The 16,617-nt window shown below is 59.1% G+C and carries 14 protein-coding genes; all 14 read right to left on the minus strand.

All coding sequences use genetic code 11. From position 1 onward, the window contains the following. Window positions 1-44: 44 nt before the first annotated feature. The 14 genes from rfbA to mtnA all read right to left on the minus strand — a co-directional run bounded on the left by rfbA (window position 45) and on the right by mtnA (window position 16,597). Complete coding sequence (gene rfbA / locus AWU82_RS00730) at window positions 45-935, minus strand: glucose-1-phosphate thymidylyltransferase RfbA (protein WP_064383382.1); 891 nt, start codon at window positions 933-935, stop codon at window positions 45-47. Further along, window positions 932-1,825: a dTDP-4-dehydrorhamnose reductase gene (rfbD, locus tag AWU82_RS00735; RefSeq protein ID WP_064383384.1), complete on the minus strand. Its 894-nt coding sequence runs from the start codon at window positions 1,823-1,825 to the stop codon at window positions 932-934. Before rfbD ends, rfbA begins: the two co-directional genes overlap by 4 nt. Next, window positions 1,822-2,898: a dTDP-glucose 4,6-dehydratase gene (rfbB, locus tag AWU82_RS00740; protein ID WP_064383388.1), complete on the minus strand. Its 1,077-nt coding sequence runs from the start codon at window positions 2,896-2,898 to the stop codon at window positions 1,822-1,824. The genes rfbD and rfbB overlap by 4 nt, the downstream gene beginning before the upstream one ends. Window positions 2,899-3,129: 231 nt before the next feature. Beyond that, a complete protein-coding gene (locus AWU82_RS00745; RefSeq protein WP_064383390.1) occupies window positions 3,130-3,369 on the minus strand; it encodes a LapA family protein in 240 nt (79 codons plus the stop codon). 27 nt (window positions 3,370-3,396) lie between these two features. Next, complete coding sequence (ihfB, locus tag AWU82_RS00750) at window positions 3,397-3,693, minus strand: integration host factor subunit beta (protein ID WP_003189779.1); 297 nt, start codon at window positions 3,691-3,693, stop codon at window positions 3,397-3,399. Window positions 3,694-3,840: 147 nt separating this feature from the next. Then, on the minus strand, window positions 3,841-4,119 hold the full coding sequence (locus tag AWU82_RS00755; protein ID WP_064383392.1) for a hypothetical protein: 279 nt from the start codon (window positions 4,117-4,119) through the stop codon (window positions 3,841-3,843). Window positions 4,120-4,321: 202 nt separating this feature from the next. Beyond that, window positions 4,322-6,007 (minus strand): 30S ribosomal protein S1, encoded by a 1,686-nt coding sequence (gene rpsA / locus AWU82_RS00760; protein WP_039770554.1) that lies wholly within the window; start codon window positions 6,005-6,007, stop codon window positions 4,322-4,324. A gap of 119 nt (window positions 6,008-6,126) precedes the next feature. Beyond that, window positions 6,127-6,816, minus strand: a complete 690-nt coding sequence (gene cmk, locus AWU82_RS00765; protein WP_007973641.1) for a (d)CMP kinase — start codon at window positions 6,814-6,816, stop codon at window positions 6,127-6,129. Next, window positions 6,813-9,020 (minus strand): bifunctional prephenate dehydrogenase/3-phosphoshikimate 1-carboxyvinyltransferase, encoded by a 2,208-nt coding sequence (locus AWU82_RS00770; protein WP_064384155.1) that lies wholly within the window; start codon window positions 9,018-9,020, stop codon window positions 6,813-6,815. The genes cmk and AWU82_RS00770 overlap by 4 nt, the downstream gene beginning before the upstream one ends. A gap of 28 nt (window positions 9,021-9,048) precedes the next feature. Continuing rightward, the gene (gene hisC, locus AWU82_RS00775) at window positions 9,049-10,161 is read right to left on the minus strand and encodes a histidinol-phosphate transaminase (protein WP_064383393.1); all 1,113 of its coding nucleotides are present in this window, start codon (window positions 10,159-10,161) and stop codon (window positions 9,049-9,051) included. A gap of 12 nt (window positions 10,162-10,173) precedes the next feature. Then, entirely contained in the window at window positions 10,174-11,268 is a 1,095-nt protein-coding gene (pheA, locus tag AWU82_RS00780) for a prephenate dehydratase (RefSeq protein ID WP_007950913.1), read from the minus strand. After that, window positions 11,268-12,353 (minus strand): 3-phosphoserine/phosphohydroxythreonine transaminase, encoded by a 1,086-nt coding sequence (gene serC / locus AWU82_RS00785; RefSeq protein WP_064383394.1) that lies wholly within the window; start codon window positions 12,351-12,353, stop codon window positions 11,268-11,270. The genes pheA and serC overlap by 1 nt, the downstream gene beginning before the upstream one ends. Before the next feature lie 64 nt (window positions 12,354-12,417). Then, complete coding sequence (gyrA, locus tag AWU82_RS00790) at window positions 12,418-15,081, minus strand: DNA gyrase subunit A (RefSeq protein ID WP_064383396.1); 2,664 nt, start codon at window positions 15,079-15,081, stop codon at window positions 12,418-12,420. A gap of 439 nt (window positions 15,082-15,520) precedes the next feature. After that, window positions 15,521-16,597, minus strand: coding sequence for an S-methyl-5-thioribose-1-phosphate isomerase (mtnA, locus tag AWU82_RS00795; RefSeq protein WP_011335374.1), 1,077 nt, complete (start codon window positions 16,595-16,597; stop codon window positions 15,521-15,523). Window positions 16,598-16,617: the final 20 nt, after the last annotated feature.

Raw genomic sequence — 16,617 nt, forward strand, 5'->3', positions numbered from 1 at the left:
GCTTGCACTGTTAAACGCGACTGTTCGAGCGAATGACGCTCAGCTCAGCGGGACGGCGAATCCAGCAACTTCTGTAGGTACTGACCGTAACCGGTCTTTTTCAGGGCATTCGCTTGGGCCGCCAATTGCTGAGAGGTAATCCAGCCATTGTTGTAGGCAATCTCTTCCAGGCAAGCGACTTTCAAGCCCTGACGGTGCTCGATGGTGTGAACGAAGTGACTGGCTTCCAGCAGCGATTCGTGAGTCCCCGTATCCAGCCAAGCGAAACCACGACCCAGCATTTCGACTTTCAGCGTCTTCTTGTCGAGATAAGCACGGTTGACGTCGGTAATTTCCAGCTCACCACGTACGGAAGGCTTGATGCCCTTGGCAATTTCCACGACATCGTTGTCGTAGAAGTACAGGCCGGTGACGGCATAGTTGGATTTCGGTTTCAGCGGCTTTTCTTCGATGCTCAGCGCACGGCCGCTTTCGTCGAACTCGACGACACCGAAACGCTCCGGATCGGAAACGTGATAACCGAATACGGTAGCGCCCTGCTGCCGTGAGCTGGCCGAACGCAGATTGTCCGAGAAGTGCTGACCGTAAAAGATGTTGTCGCCCAGAATCAGACAGCATGGATCCTTGCCGATGAACTCTTCACCGATGATGAAGGCCTGCGCCAGACCATCCGGGCTTGGTTGCTCTGCGTACGTCAGCTGAATGCCATAAAGGCTGCCATCACCGAGCAGCTTCTGGAAGCATGGCAGGTCCTGTGGCGTGGAGATGATCAGGATCTCACGCATCCCTGCAAGCATCAGCACCGACAACGGATAAAAGATCATCGGTTTATCGTAGATCGGCAGCATCTGCTTGGACACACCGAGGGTCAACGGGTGCAGACGCGTGCCCGAACCACCGGCGAGAATGATCCCTTTGCGATTAATCGTGGTCATTTGTTCAGAACTTCCCTAAGCATTCGGGTTACACCACTTTGCCAATCCGGCAAGTGTAGAGAAAAATTGTCGCGTAGCTTCTGAGTATTCAAACGTGAATTCAGCGGCCGGCGCGCGGGGGTCGGATAAGCAGTGGTATCGATCGGGTTCACGGCCTGTACGGCAAGCTGTTCGCCATTGGCCTTGGCAAATGCGATCACGTGGCTGGCATAGCCATGCCAGGACACTTCACCGCTGGCTGCCAGGTGATACAACCCCGACAGTTCAGGGCGCTGAAAGGCCTGGCGAATGGCCAACGCGGTGACGTCCGCAATCAGGTCCGCACCGGTTGGCGCACCGATCTGATCGGCGATCACGTTCAAGCTTTCGCGATCAGCGGCAAGACGCAACATGGTCTTGGCAAAATTGCTGCCGCGCGCACCATATACCCAGCTCGTGCGGAAAATCAGATGCTTGCAACCCGACGCGGTGATGAGCTGTTCGCCGGCCAGCTTGCTCGCACCGTATGCGTTGACCGGCGCTACGCTATCCGTTTCCTGCCAAGGCGTGACACCTTGCCCACTGAAGACATAGTCGGTCGAGTAGTGAACCAGCCAGGCGCCAAGGACCGCAGCCTCTTCAGCCAGGACACCGCTCGCCTGAGCATTGACGCGCGCTGCCAGCTCGACTTCAGTCTCGGCCTTGTCAACGGCGGTGTAAGCCGCTGCGTTGACAATGACATCAGGCTTTATCTGGCGGATCGTCGAACGCAAACCCTCAAGATTCGATAAATCACCACTCAATCCATCGACTGAATGACGATCCAGTGCAATCAGCTCGCCCAGTGGTGCCAGAGAGCGTTGCAACTCCCAGCCGACCTGGCCGTTCTTACCCAGCAGGAGGATTTTCATGCCTTGTTTGAGCGATCCGCATAATTTTGATCAATCCACTGCTGGTAACTGCCGCTCTTCACGTGAGCGACCCAGTCAGTATTGTTCAAGTACCATTCAACAGTCTTGCGAATGCCGGTTTCGAATGTTTCTTCCGGAGTCCAGCCCAGCTCGCGCTGAATCTTGCTTGCATCGATCGCATAGCGCTGGTCGTGACCAGGGCGGTCCTGCACGTAAGTGATCAGGCTTGCATGAGGACGATGCGCCGAGTCTGGACGCAGCTCATCGAGCAGTGCGCACAGCGTGTTCACTACTTCAATGTTCTGTTTTTCGTTATGGCCGCCAATGTTGTATGTCTCGCCGACGACGCCTTCGGTCACGACTTTGTACAACGCACGGGCGTGGTCTTCGACATACAGCCAGTCGCGAACCTGATTGCCTTTTCCGTAAACCGGCAGAGGTTTGCCTTCCAGTGCATTGAGAATGATCAGCGGAATCAATTTCTCCGGGAAGTGGCAAGGGCCGTAGTTGTTCGAGCAGTTGGTCACCAATGTCGGCAGACCATAAGTGCGAGCCCAGGCGCGAACGAGGTGATCGGAGCTGGCCTTGCTGGCCGAATAAGGCGAGCTTGGCTGATAAGGCGTCGTTTCGGTGAAAAGGTCTTCCGGGCCTTCAAGATCACCGTAAACTTCGTCGGTCGAAATATGATGGAAACGGAAGTTGGCTTTACGCACATCATCCAGTGCCGCCCAATAGTGGCGAGCAGCTTCCAGCAGAGTGTAAGTACCGATGATGTTGGTCTGAATGAACTCGGACGGACCACTGATCGAGCGATCGACATGAGATTCCGCAGCCAGGTGCATGATGGCATCTGGTTGATGCTCACGCAAAACACGGTCGATCTGCTCACGATCGCAGATATCGACGCGTTCGAATGCATAGCGCGAATTACCGCTGACTTCAGCCAGCGACTCAAGGTTACCCGCATACGTCAGCTTATCGACGTTGATCACTGCGTCGGTAGTATTGGAAATGATATGACGGATGACTGCCGAGCCGATAAACCCGGCGCCGCCGGTTACTAGAATTTTCACGCGAAACCATACCCTTGAGTTGCTGACAGGGCTGCCAACCGAGCACTGTCTAATCCATGAACGCAAAAGCCATCAATCCAGCCGGGGCTTCTGACCAGAGTCAGTTTGTACCGACGTGGGAATATGCCACTATCGAACAAGCGCAGCATTTTACAGCTTAATGAACGTTTTACTAATGGATATAGACAAGCTGTGGCTAAAGTTTAGTTCGCCTTTCCTTCAATGTCGCAATCAGACCAGACGCTTGGGTGAAGCTCTGGACGAACGTCTCAGAAACCAGCCAAAAAACGGCCCGATCAGCATACCCACCAGCAATGCACCAACCGTAATCACTGATACCGGAAGTTGCGGCCCTGCCCAACCAAGAAACAACAGGGAGACCGATTGCTGATTTTCGAGAACGAACGCAAGGATCGCCAATACAAGCAATAAAATTAATACGGAAAGCAAAATGCGCTTGAGATTACTCATGAGCGGCTCCTCGCGTAACGGTGACCGTCAAACCCCCTCCTCCTCTTCTTCATTCACGCGATCACGCAACTCTTTGCCTGGCTTGAAATGCGGAACAAACTTGCCGTCAAGACTGACAGACTGGCCGGTCTTTGGGTTACGACCGACTCGCGGCGCGCGATAATGCAAGGAAAAGCTGCCAAAACCACGGATCTCGATACGATCCCCCGTGGCCAGACACTGGGACATTTGCTCAAGCATAGTCTTGATGGCCAACTCCACATCTTTGGATGAGAGCAGCCCTTGATGGGTGACAATTCGTTCGATCAACTCCGACTTCGTCATATTTTTCCCTTCTTTTTCAAGCAGCTAGGTCAGCGCTTGAAAGGTTTTAGCACGCCCGGAAGATTTTGAACAGCCCAGGGCTTGACATATCTTCCAACTCGCCACAACGCCCGTTTTCAGGGCATCGAATTACAGCCTGGCCAGCGCTCACCGACAGATCACCAACATGGTGCGAGTCACGTAGCCGGCAGGATTGAAGCCGAAGGGAAACTCATCGTCATCCCGAGCATCATCAGAACGCGTGATCACCTTGTAACCTGCCCCCTTGCATTCCTTGGCGGCGCGCTTCTGACACCGCTCCCAACCGGAACCCAAGCCGGAGCAGTCAACCTCAATGCCACTCACTCCGCGCACCGCATGGGTCTTGGCGCTGGTAGTACATCCCGCCAAGACCAACATACCCACCAGAACTATAAACTTGTTCATTCACATCCTTATGCCAGGCGCCTGCCCGACTACTGCGATCTTCAGCCTAAGCCTAGACGCGAATAGACGATTGATCCGATTAAAGAAACAGACCTCCCGGCCAAGGAAATGGTTTCACCGATTGACCAGAAAGCAGCCCCCACCAAATCGCAGGCACAAAAAAGGGCGACCGAAGTCGCCCTTTTTCATGATCAGACAGAACTCAGTTCTGTTTGGCCATTGCTTGACGCAGCAGTGCCGCCATAGTGGTGTCAGCTGCTTCGCCTTCCGGAGCTGCTTTCAGGCTCTGGATGGCTTCTTTCTCTTCAGCATCGTCTTTCGATTTGATCGACAGCTGAATTACGCGGCTCTTACGATCAACGCTGATGATCTTGGCTTCTACTTGCTGGCCTTCTTTCAGAACGTTGCGCGCGTCTTCAACGCGGTCACGGCTGATTTCGGAGGCTTTCAGAGTCGCTTCGATGTCGTCGGCCAGAACGATGATGGCGCCTTTGGCGTCAACTTCTTTCACGGTGCCAGTAACGATTGCGCCTTTGTCGTTAACCGAGACGTACTCGGAGAACGGATCGCTTTCCAGTTGCTTGATACCCAGGGAGATACGCTCACGCTCCGGGTCAACCGACAGGATAACGGTGTCCAGCTCGTCGCCCTTCTTGAAACGACGTACGGCTTCTTCGCCCACTTCGTTCCAGGAGATGTCGGACAGGTGAACCAGACCGTCGATGCCGCCGTCCAGACCAATGAAGATACCGAAATCGGTGATCGACTTGATGGTGCCGGAGATCTTGTCGCCCTTGTTGAACTGGCCAGAGAAGTCTTCCCATGGGTTCGACTTGCACTGCTTGATGCCCAGGGAGATACGACGACGCTCTTCGTCGATGTCCAGAACCATGACTTCCACTTCGTCGCCGACTTGTACGACTTTCGAAGGGTGGATGTTCTTGTTGGTCCAGTCCATTTCCGAAACGTGTACCAGACCTTCAACGCCTTCTTCCAGCTCAGCGAAGCAGCCGTAGTCGGTCAGGTTGGTTACACGAGCGGTAACACGAGTGCCTTCTGGGTAACGGGCTTTGATAGCAACCCATGGATCTTCGCCCAGCTGTTTCAGGCCCAGGGAAACACGGTTGCGTTCGCGATCGTATTTCAGAACCTTGACATCGATTTCGTCACCAACGTTGACGATCTCGGAAGGATGCTTGATGCGCTTCCAGGCCATGTCGGTGATGTGCAGCAGGCCGTCCACGCCACCCAGATCGACGAATGCGCCGTAATCGGTGAGGTTTTTGACGATACCTTTGACTTGCTGGCCTTCCTGCAGGGATTCCAGCAGAGCTTCACGCTCGGCGGAGTTCTCGGCTTCCAGGACGCTGCGACGGGAAACGACAACGTTGTTGCGCTTCTGGTCCAGCTTGATGACCTTGAATTCCAGCTCTTTGCCTTCCAGGTGCGTGGTGTCGCGCACTGGACGGACGTCAACCAGGGAACCTGGCAGGAACGCACGGATGCCGTTAACGTCGACAGTGAAGCCGCCTTTAACCTTACCGTTGATAACGCCCTTGACCACTTCCTCGGCTGCGAAGGCTGCTTCCAGAACGATCCAGCATTCAGCGCGCTTGGCTTTTTCACGGGACAGCTTGGTTTCACCGAAACCGTCTTCAACCGAGTCCAGCGCAACGTGAACTTCGTCACCGACGTTGATGTTCAGTTCGCCAGCGTCGTTGTAGAACTGCTCCAGCGGGATCAGTGCTTCGGACTTCAGGCCAGCGTGAACGGTTACCCAGCGAGCCTGGTAATCGATATCAACGATAACACCGGTGATGATGGAGCCTGCCTGAAGGTTCAGGGTCTTTAGGCTTTCTTCAAAGAGTTCCGCAAAGCTTTCGCTCATTTTAATTCCTGTTGATTAGGGCGAAAAATACGCCCATCTCCACATCCCAGACAATGTGGGTTAGTTTCATTTAAAAGAAGCGTCACAGGACTATGACTGGTCCCCTGCGGCCTTCTTGGTCACCCGGCGATATCGCGAATGGCGATCTCACTCATGATGCGTTCAAGCACCTGATCGATGGACAACTCCGTGGAATCCAGCTGTATCGCGTCGGCCGCCGGCTTGAGCGGGGCCACCGCTCGCTGGGTGTCACGCTCGTCGCGCGCACGGATCTCATCTAGCAGACTCGACAGACTAACACCCTCGACTTTGCCCTTCAACTGCAAATATCGGCGGCGTGCCCGCTCCTCGGCACTGGCGGTCAGGAAAATCTTCAGTGGCGCATCGGGAAACACCACCGTGCCCATGTCGCGACCATCGGCCACCAGACCCGGCGCTTCCTGAAATGCACGCTGACGCTGCAGCAGCGCCTCGCGCACGGCGGGCAATGCAGCCACCTGCGAAGCGCCGGAACCGACGCTTTCAGTGCGGATGACATCGCTGACTTCGTCACCTTCCAGAATGATGCGTTGCAACTGACCGTCGGTCGCCGCGATGAACTGCACATCCAGATGAGCGGCCAGTTTCTTCAGTAACTCTTCATTGGTCAGGTCCACACCATGGTTGTGCGCCGCGAACGCCAGCAGGCGATACAACGCACCGGAGTCCAGCAGGTTCCAGCCAAGACGCTTGGCCAGAATCCCGGCTACGGTGCCCTTGCCCGAGCCGCTTGGCCCGTCGATGGTGATGACCGGTGCAATGTTGTTCACGACTGAGCCTCTTGCGCCACACGAATACCGACCTGCGCGCACAGCGCCAGGAAGTTCGGGAACGATGTCGCGACGTTGGCGCAGTCATGGATGCGGATCGGTGCCGTGGCGCGCAGCGAGGCCACGCTGAAAGCCATCGCGATACGGTGATCGCCATGACCATGCACTTCGCCGCCGCCGATCTGGCCGCCGTCGATGATGATGCCGTCCGGGGTCGGTTCACACTTGACGCCCAGCGCCAGCAAACCGTCCGCCATGACCTGGATACGGTCAGACTCCTTGACCCGCAGCTCTTCGGCGCCGGTCAGCACGGTGCGCCCTTCAGCACAGGCCGCGGCCACGAACAGCACCGGGAATTCGTCGATGGCCAGTGGCACCAGCGCTTCCGGAATCTCGATACCTTTGAGTTTAGCTGCCCGTACACGAAGATCCGCTACCGGCTCGCCACCCACTTCACGCTGGTTTTCCAGAGTGATGTCGGCGCCCATCAGACGCAGGATGTCGATCACGCCGGTACGGGTCGGGTTGATGCCGACGTGTTCGAGCACCAGCTCCGAACCTTCGGCGATCGACGCAGCCACCAGGAAAAACGCCGACGACGAGATGTCGCCCGGCACTTCGATGTGGGTCGCGGTCAGCTTGCCACCGGACTCAACCGATGCCGTGGCACCGTCAACGCTCACCGGATAGCCGAAGCCGCGCAGCATGCGCTCGGTGTGGTCACGGGTCGGTGCCGGCTCGGTGACGGTGGTCCTGCCTTCGGCGTACAGGCCCGCCAGCAGCAGGCAGGATTTAACCTGGGCGCTGGCCATCGGCATGGTGTAGGTCAGGCCTTTGAGCTTGTGACCGCCACGAATGGTCATCGGTGGACGACCGTCGGCAGCGGTTTCGATCACGGCGCCCATTTCCCGCAGCGGGTTGGCGACGCGATTCATCGGACGCTTGGACAGCGACGCATCACCGGTCAGGGTGCTGTCGAAGTCCTGCGCGGCCAGCAGGCCGGACAGCAGGCGCATCGAAGTACCGGAGTTGCCCAGATAGATCGGGCCCGGCGCAGGCTTCAGGCCGTGCAGGCCGACACCATGGATGGTCACGCGGCCGTGATGCGGGCCTTCGATGACCACGCCCATATCACGGAACGCCTGCAAGGTCGCCAGGGCGTCTTCGCCCTCGAGGAAGCCTTCGACTTCGGTGACGCCTTCAGCCAGAGAACCGAGCATGATCGAACGGTGGGAAATCGATTTGTCACCCGGTACGCGAATCCGACCGGACAGGCGGCCACCAGGTTGAGCCAGGAAAATCAGATCGTTGGAATTCATAGCGTCCACATAGGCCCTGCGGGCCAGGATTTTACTGAAATGCTCGCGGGCAACCCGGGCGCGCGTGAAGACGCCCAACAATTGGTGCCCATCCCCTGCATCGACCGCGTCGCGCAAAGCGTCGAGGTCGCTGCGAAATGTATCGAGTGTGCGCAGGACAGCCTCGCGGTTGGCGAGAAAGATGTCATGCCACATGACCGGGTCGCTTCCGGCGATTCTTGTGAAATCACGGAAACCGCCCGCAGCGTAACGGAAGATCTCAAGGTTTTCATTGCGCTTGGCCAGCGAATCGACCAGACCGAAGGCCAGCAGGTGCGGCAGATGACTGGTCGCGGCCAGCACTTCATCGTGACGCTCGACCTGCATGTGCTCGACGTCGGCGCCCAGCTCGCGCCACAAGCGATCAACCACGGCCAGGGCGGCCGGATCGGTCTGCTCCAGCGGGGTCAGAATCACTTTATGACGACGGAACAGCTCCGAATTGGAGGCTTCCACCCCGCTCTGCTCGGAGCCGGCAATCGGATGCCCAGGCACGAAACGCGCCGGCATGCCGCCGAACGCTTCGGTCGCCGCACGCACCACATTACCCTTGGCACTGCCGACATCCGTCAGGATCGCCTGCCCCAGGTCCATGCCGGCCAGACGGGCCAGGACTTTTTCCATGGCCAGGATCGGCACCGCCAACTGGATCACGTCCGCGCCCTGGCAAGCCGCCACCAGGTCGTCTTCGCAACGATCCACCACGCCCAACTCGACCGCCAGCTTGCGCGATTGCGGATCGAGATCAACCCCGACCACCTCGCGGCACACACCGCTTTCACGCAAGCCTTTGGCAAACGAACCACCGATCAACCCCAGACCGACCACCACCAGGCGCCCGATCATAGGTGCAGCAGATTGCAGCGCAGTGACATCACCCACGAGCCAGAACCTTGCGCAGCGCTTCGAGGAAGCGGCTGTTTTCCGCCGGCAGACCGATGGTCACCCGCAGATGGTTCGGCATGCCGTAGTTGGCCACCGGACGCACGATCACGCCTTCGCGCAGCAGGCCCTGGAACACCGGAGCCGCCACCTGACCAAGGTCGACGCAGATAAAGTTGCCCTTGGACGGAATCCAGCTCAGACCCAACTCGCGAAAACCCGCTTCCAGCTGTTGCATGCCGGACTCGTTGAGCTGACGGCTCTGCGCCAGATATTCCTCGTCCTTCAGCGCCGCACACGCCGCGGCCAAGGCCAGGCTGTTGACGTTGAACGGCTGGCGTACGCGGTTCAGCACGTCCGCCACCACTGGCGTGGACAAGCCGTAGCCAACACGCAGCGACGCCAGACCATAAGCCTTGGAGAAGGTGCGCGAAACCAGCAGGTTCGGATAAGCCGCGAGGAAATCCAGGCCATCCGGTAGATCGCTGCCTTCGGCGTATTCGATGTAGGCCTCGTCCAGCACCACCAGCACGTGCTCCGGCACATCCTGAAGGAACTCGTCCAGCGCTTCGGCGCCGAACCAGGTGCCGGTCGGGTTGTTCGGGTTGGCGATGAACACGACACGAGTGTTGGCGTCGATGGCGGCCAGCATCGCCGGCAGGTCATGCCCCCAATCCTTGGCCGGAACGACTTTGGCCTGCGCACCGACCGCCTGGGTCGCGATCGGGTAAACCGCGAACGCGTGCTCGCTGAACACCGCATTCAGGCCCGGCGCCAGATAGGCGCGCGCCACCAGCTCAAGAATGTCGTTGGAACCGTTGCCCAAAGTCACTTGGTTCAGCTCGACACGGCACTGCTCGGCCAGCAGGGATTTCAGGGCAAAGCCATTGCCGTCCGGATAACGGGTCAACTCATCCAGCGCTTCGCGGATTGCGACCAGCGCTTTCGGGCTGGCGCCCAGCGGGTTTTCGTTGCTCGCCAGTTTGACGATACTTGCCGGATCCAGGTCCAGCTCGCGGGCCAGTTCGTCCACGGGCTTGCCCGGCACGTATGGCGAAAGTTGCTGCACGCCCGGCTGTGCCAGAGCGAGGAAGTTGCCACTCATTGCTACCACCCCTTAAAGAACTGCTTTCGGGTAGGAACCCAGCACCTTGAGTGCTACTGCTTCCTGACTGATCTTTTCCAGTACACCTTTGATCAGCGGATCACGGTGATGACCGACGAAGTCGATGAAGAACACGTAGGTCCATTTGCCGCTGCGCGACGGACGGGTTTCGATCCGGGTCAGGTCGATCCCGTTGTCATGGAACGGTACCAGCAGCTCGTGGAGCGCGCCGGGCTTGTTGCTCATGGACACGATGATCGAAGTCTTGTCGTCGCCGGTCGGCGGCACTTCCTGGTTACCGATCATCAGGAAGCGCGTGGAGTTGTCCGGGCGATCCTCGATCTTCTCGGCCAGACGGGTCAGGCCATAGAGCCCGGCCGCCATGTCACCGGCGATCGCCGCCGAGTTCCATTCGCCCTTGACCCGCTTGGCCGCCTCGGCGTTGCTGGAAACCGCCACGCGCTCGACATTCGGATAATGGGCGTCCAGCCATTTGCGGCACTGGGCCAGCGACTGGGCGTGGGAATAGATACGGCTGATGCTGTCGGTCTTGGTGTTTTCACCGACCAGCAGGTGGTGGTGAATGCGCAGCTCGACTTCGCCGCAGATCACCATGTCGTGCTCGAGGAAGCTGTCGAGGGTGTGGTTGACCGCGCCTTCAGTGGAGTTTTCCACCGGCACCACGCCAAAATTCACCGCACCGGCTGCCACTTCACGGAACACTTCGTCGATCGCCGCCATCGGCTTGCTGATCACCGCGTGACCGAAGTGCTTCATGGCCGCCGCCTGGGTGAAGGTGCCTTCCGGACCGAGATAAGCCACTTTCAGCGGGTTCTCGAGGGCCAGACACGAAGACATGATTTCGCGGAACAAGCGCGCCATCTCTTCGTTGCCCAGCGGCCCCTTGTTGCGCTCCATCACGCGCTTGAGGACCTGCGCCTCACGCTCGGGACGGTAGAACACCGGCTGCTCGCCTTCGGCCAGACTGGCCATCTTGACCCGGGCAACTTCTTCGGCGCAGCGCGCGCGATCGCTGATCAGCTGGAGAATCTTCTCATCCAGGTTATCAATGCGAACGCGCAGCGCCTTGAGCTCCTGCTCGGACATCAGGAATGCTCCTTCTCGAATTCAGCCATGTAGCCGACCAGCGCTTCGACGGCGTCCAGACCCAGGGCGTTGTAGATCGATGCACGCATGCCGCCGACCGAACGATGACCCTTGAGGTTGAGCAGGCCACGGGCGTCGGCGCCGGCCAGGAACGCCTTGTCCAGACGCTCGTCAGCCAGACGGAACGGCACGTTCATCCACGAGCGGGCGTTGGTGCTGATCGGATTGGTATAGAAGTCGCTGTTGTCGATGAAGCCGTACAGGCGATCTTTCTTCGCCTTGTTGCGCTGCTCCATCGCGGCAACGCCGCCCTGCTCCTTCAGCCACTCGAAGACGAGACCCGAGAGGTACCAGGAATAGGTGGCCGGGGTGTTGTACATCGAACCGTTATCGGCCGAAATCTTGTAGTCAAGCATGGTCGGGCACGAACTGCGAGCACGACCGAGCAGGTCTTCACGGACGATCACCACCACCAGACCGCTCGGGCCGATGTTCTTCTGCGCGCCGGCGTAGATCAGGCCGTACTGCGACACATCGATCGGGCGCGAGAGGATATCGGAGGACATGTCGACCACCAGCGGAACGTCACCGGCCTCGGGAACCCAGTCAAACTGCAGGCCGCCGATGGTTTCGTTGGACGCATAGTGCAGATAGGCCGCACCCGGGGTCAAATTCCACTCATTCTGGCCAGGGATGGCCAGGTAGTCATAAGGCTTGGCGCTGGCAGCAACGTTGATGTTGCCGAAGCGACGCGCTTCCTCGATGGCTTTCTTCGACCAGATGCCGGTTTCGACATAGTCGGCAGTGCCGTTCTCGGGCAGCAGGTTCAGCGGAATCTCGGCGAACTGTTGGCTCGCACCGCCCTGCAGGAACAGCACTTTGTAATTGGAGGGGATGGACAGCAGGTCGCGCAGGTCTTGTTCGGCCTTCTCGGCGATGGCCACGTAGTCATCACTGCGATGGCTCATTTCCATGACCGACAGACCCTTGCCGTGCCAGTCGAGCATCTCGGACTGGGCACGCAACAGGACAGCTTCAGGCAGCGCAGCGGGACCTGCGCAGAAGTTAAAGGCTCGTTTGCTCACATCCACTCTCGCTTTGCAATCACGGTAGCGGACAGAGCAAACACTCTGCCCTGCTACGATTTGGTTAGTCTTGCGACTCTTCTTCGCCTGCGGCGTCCGCCTGCAGGTTGTCGACCGCATCGTCCGGTTCGGCGCCGATCACGCCATCTTCCAGTTCGACACCTTCTTCACCTTCAAGCGCTTCACCCTCGACTTCCGACGGCTCCTGAACCCGCTCCAGACCGACCAGGGTTTCATCCTTGGCCAGTTTGATCAGGGTCACGCCCTGGGTGTTACGACCCAGGCTGGAGACTTCGTCGACACGGGTACGCACCAGCGTGCCCTGGTCGGAAATCAGCATGATCTCCTCGCCGTCGAGCACCTGAACCGCACCGACCAGACGGCCGTTACGCTCGTTGCTGACCATGGCGATCACGCCCTGGCCGCCACGCTTGTACTCAGGGAACTCGGTGATCGCGGTGCGCTTGCCATAACCACGCTCGGAAGCGGTGAGGATCTGGCTGCCTTCTTCCGGGATCAGCATCGAAATCAGCTTCTGCCCTTCCGGCAGACGCATGCCGCGCACACCACGGGCGGTACGGCCCATGGCACGAACGTCGGATTCCTTGAAGCGGGTCACCTTGCCGCCGTCGGAGAACAGCATCACTTCACGCTCGCCATCGGTAATCGCTGCGGAGATCAACACGTCGCCTTCGTCCAGCTCCAGCGCGATCAGACCGACGCTGCGCTGACGACTGAAGGATTCCAGCGGAGTCTTCTTCACGGTGCCGTTGGCGGTGGCCATGAAGATGTAGTGACCTTCGGTGTATTCCTCGACCGGCAGCATGGTGGTGATGTATTCACCGTCATCCAGCGGCAGCAGGTTGACCAGCGGACGACCACGGGCGGCGCGGGACGCTTCCGGAATTTCGTAGGTTTTCAGCCAGTACACCTTGCCCTTGCTGGAGAACAGCAGCAGCGTAGTGTGGCTGTTGGCGACCAGCAGGTGAGCGATGTAGTCCTCATCCTTCACGCCGGTAGCCGATTTGCCTTTACCGCCACGACGCTGGGCCTGGTACGCAGCCAGCGGCTGGGTCTTGGCATAGCCACCGTGGGAGATGGTCACAACGCGCTCTTCTTCCGGGATCATGTCGCCCAGGGTCAGGTCGAGACGGGCATCGAGGATTTCGGTGCGGCGCACGTCGCCGTATTCGGCGCGGATCACTTCCAGCTCTTCGCGGATCACTTCCATCAGGCGCACGGCGCTGTTGAGGATGCGGATCAGCTCGCCGATCTGGTTGAGGATCTCTTGATACTCGGCCAGCAGCTTTTCGTGTTCCAGACCGGTCAGGCGGTGCAGACGCAGCTCCAGAATGGCTTGCGCCTGCTCTGGCGACAGGAAGTACTTGCCGTCGCGCAGACCGTATTGCGGATCGAGGTTTTCCGGACGGCACGAATCGGCACCGGCACGCTCCACCATCGCCACCACGGCAGTGGATTCCCACGGCGTGCTGACCAGCGCTTCCTTGGCTTCCGACGGGGTCGGCGAAGCCTTGATCAGGGCGATCACCGGGTCGATGTTCGACAGGGCAACGGCCTGACCTTCGAGGATGTGACCACGCTCGCGCGCCTTGCGCAGTTCGAACACGGTACGGCGGGTCACCACTTCGCGACGGTGACGGACGAAGGCTTCCAGCAGGTCCTTGAGGTTCAGGATCCGCGGACGGCCGTCGATCAGCGCAACGATGTTGATGCCGAATACCGATTGCAGCTGGGTCTGGGCATAGAGGTTGTTGAGGATCACCTCAGGCACTTCGCCGCGACGCAGTTCGATCACCACGCGCATACCGTCCTTGTCGGACTCGTCGCGCAGCTCGGTGATGCCTTCGAGTTTCTTCTCTTTTACCAGCTCGGCGATCTTCTCGATCAGACGCGCCTTGTTCAGCTGGTAAGGGAGTTCGGTGATAACGATCTGCTGACGGCCACCGACCTTGTCGATGTCTTCGATGATCGAGCGGGCGCGCATGTAAATGCGGCCACGGCCGGTGCGGTAGGCTTCGATGATGCCGGCGCGACCGTTGATGATCGCGGCAGTCGGGAAGTCCGGACCGGGAATGTATTGCATCAGCTCATCGACGGTCAGCTCGGGATTGTCGATGAGGGCCAGGCAACCGTCGATGACTTCACCGAGGTTGTGCGGCGGAATGTTGGTCGCCATGCCCACGGCGATACCGCTGGAACCGTTGACCAGCAGGTTCGGTACGCGGGTCGGCATGACCGCCGGGATCAGTTCGGTGCCGTCGTAGTTCGGCACCCAGTCCACGGTTTCCTTGTGCAGGTCCGCCAGCAGCTCGTGCGCCAGCTTGGTCATGCGCACTTCGGTGTATCGCATGGCCGCGGCGTTGTCGCCGTCCACCGAACCGAAGTTGCCCTGGCCGTCGACCAGCAGGTAACGCAGGGAGAAAGGCTGCGCCATGCGGACGATGGTGTCGTACACCGCGGTATCACCGTGCGGGTGATACTTACCGATCACGTCACCGACGACACGGGCAGATTTCTTGTACGGCTTGTTGAAGTCGTTGCCCAGCTCGCTCATCGCGAACAGCACGCGACGGTGCACGGGCTTCAAGCCATCGCGCGCATCCGGCAGTGCACGGCCGACGATCACGCTCATCGCGTAGTCGAGGTAGGACTGTTTCAGCTCGTCTTCGATATTGACCGGGAGGATTTCTTTGGCCAGTTCGCCCATGAGAAGCCTGATTCCTTTTTCTGGTGAAACTTCGCCATATCCATAGGGGACGCACGAAGCTCGTCGATGCAGGCCGAGTGCCATGCGCCGACTTACGACAAATCGACAAGTTGACCCTGGATTTGCGCAGTGAAGACAACCCCGTGGGACTGCCTCGGAAAACGCCGGATGTTATCACAAGAGCCGCCACGCACCTATCCCCCAGATGCGCATGGAGCATAGTTAGTTGACCGATGACAGGCTTAACGGGGACGAGAGAGGCTCAGAGCTTCCCTGAATGCGAATTTGAGGTCAGGTTTGGGGATGTTTATTGACAATAATGGCCTCATCGCTGGCAAGTCGAGTCGTCGCACCGCAGCTCCCACAAGATCGGCGGCGTGCACAAAACCTGTGGGAGCTGGCTTGCCAGCGATAGCGTCCGAACAGACGCCAGCGTCAATCAATGCAGGCGCTTGCGGCACATCAACTGGGCCATTTTCGCGGTGTCCGGGCGCTCGACGATGCCTTTCTCGGTGACGATTGCATCGATCAGGTCCGCCGGCGTTACGTCAAATACCGGATTGAACGCCTCGACATCCGCCCCGACACGCTTGCCGCCAACCTCCAGCAACTCGGCGCCGTCGCGCTCTTCGATAGGGATGTCATCCCCGCTGGCCAGATTCATGTCGATGGTCGAACTCGGCGCTACCACCATGAAGCGCACGCCGTGGTGCATGGCGTTGACCGCCAGTTGATAGGTGCCGATCTTGTTCGCCACGTCGCCGTTGGCGGTGATCCGGTCGGCGCCGACGATCACCCAGGTCACGCCTTTGGTCTTCATGATGTGCGCAGCGGCGGAGTCGGCGTTCAGGGTCACCGGAATGCCTTCGTTGGCCAGCTCCCACGCGGTCAGCCGCGAGCCTTGCAGCCACGGCCGGGTTTCGTCGGCGTAGACACGCTCGACCATGCCCTCGATGAACGCTGCGCGAATCACTCCGAGCGCCGTGCCAAAACCGCCAGTGGCCAGGGCGCCGGTGTTGCAGTGCGTCAGAATCGCCTGGGCATTGCCCTGATGCTTGCGGATCAGGTCGACGCCAAGTTGAGCCATGGTCAGGTTGGCTTCGCGATCACTTTCATGAATGGCGATGGCTTCGGCTTCCAGCGCCGCCAACGGATCGGCGTTTTCCTTCAAGCGATCCAGGCGGTCGTGCATGCGGTTCAACGCCCAGAACAGGTTGACCGCTGTCGGACGAGAGTCGGCCAGCAGCATGAAATCCTCTTCCAGCGCCGCGTACCAGTCGCCACCTTCGGCAATCCGGGCACGGGCCGCCAGCACGATGCCGTATGCGGCACTGATACCGATGGCTGGCGCACCGCGCACCACCATCGAGCGGATTGCCTCGGCCACGCCGGCGGCGCTGGTGTAGGCGATCCAGTTTTCCTCGAACGGCAAAACGCGCTGATCCAGCAGGTGGAGCGCGCCATCACGCCAATCGATGGCCTTTACTTTCTCCGCAGCCAACAGTCGATCGCGCATCCCTCACCCCGCACTCATGA

The organism is Pseudomonas glycinae, from assembly GCF_001594225.2.
GTDB lineage: Bacteria > Pseudomonadota > Gammaproteobacteria > Pseudomonadales > Pseudomonadaceae > Aquipseudomonas > Aquipseudomonas glycinae.

What these genes read in the sequence shown, in the direction of transcription:
- ihfB (WP_003189779.1), bottom strand. Translation starts at nt 3,693, where the DNA reads ATGACGAAGTCGGAGTTGATCGAACGAATTGTCACCCATCAAGGGCTG.
- hisC (WP_064383393.1), bottom strand. Translation starts at nt 10,161, where the DNA reads ATGAGTGGCAACTTCCTCGCTCTGGCACAGCCGGGCGTGCAGCAACTT.
- gyrA (WP_064383396.1), bottom strand. Translation starts at nt 15,081, where the DNA reads ATGGGCGAACTGGCCAAAGAAATCCTCCCGGTCAATATCGAAGACGAG.
- AWU82_RS00745 (WP_064383390.1), bottom strand. Translation starts at nt 3,369, where the DNA reads ATGAGTAATCTCAAGCGCATTTTGCTTTCCGTATTAATTTTATTGCTT.
- AWU82_RS00770 (WP_064384155.1), bottom strand. Translation starts at nt 9,020, where the DNA reads ATGATCGGGCGCCTGGTGGTGGTCGGTCTGGGGTTGATCGGTGGTTCG.
- AWU82_RS00755 (WP_064383392.1), bottom strand. Translation starts at nt 4,119, where the DNA reads ATGAACAAGTTTATAGTTCTGGTGGGTATGTTGGTCTTGGCGGGATGT.
- pheA (WP_007950913.1), bottom strand. Translation starts at nt 11,268, where the DNA reads ATGTCCGAGCAGGAGCTCAAGGCGCTGCGCGTTCGCATTGATAACCTG.
- rpsA (WP_039770554.1), bottom strand. Translation starts at nt 6,007, where the DNA reads ATGAGCGAAAGCTTTGCGGAACTCTTTGAAGAAAGCCTAAAGACCCTG.
- mtnA (WP_011335374.1), bottom strand. Translation starts at nt 16,597, where the DNA reads ATGCGCGATCGACTGTTGGCTGCGGAGAAAGTAAAGGCCATCGATTGG.
- rfbA (WP_064383382.1), bottom strand. Translation starts at nt 935, where the DNA reads ATGACCACGATTAATCGCAAAGGGATCATTCTCGCCGGTGGTTCGGGC.
- rfbD (WP_064383384.1), bottom strand. Translation starts at nt 1,825, where the DNA reads ATGAAAATCCTCCTGCTGGGTAAGAACGGCCAGGTCGGCTGGGAGTTG.